We start from the raw sequence: 344 nt of genomic DNA on the forward strand, positions 1-344 counted from the left end.
CTATCGCGTCGCCGCCCAGATCAGTATGTACCCCATGGACTATCCCCATGCGGCGCTGCTGCTGCCGCACCAGATCCGTGTCTGGGCGCCCATGGTCGACCGCATCCTCGTCACCATCGACACGCACCGCAGCCGATCGGGCCGCTATCGCGGCACGCACTTCGACGAATACCGCGCCAAGCTGCTGGCCCTGGCGCAAGACCTGCGCCGCGACACGCCCCAGCTCGACGTCATCGAGGTCGATTACGCCCCGGCTGCCCGGCGCGAGGTGGCGCAATCGTTCTTCGGCGTCGACGACATCCCGGTCAAGGCATGGGACGGCGGCCCGTTCTACGCCTACTTCT

At 67.2% G+C, this 344-nt stretch carries 1 pseudogene; it reads left to right on the forward strand.

The window, feature by feature from the left end:
- A pseudogene (locus SB751_RS28785) lies at positions 1 to 344 on the forward strand (capsular biosynthesis protein); the annotation flags it as partial.

Source organism: Cupriavidus sp. SIMBA_020, assembly GCF_046535395.1.
Taxonomy (GTDB): Bacteria; Pseudomonadota; Gammaproteobacteria; order Burkholderiales; family Burkholderiaceae; genus Cupriavidus; species Cupriavidus campinensis.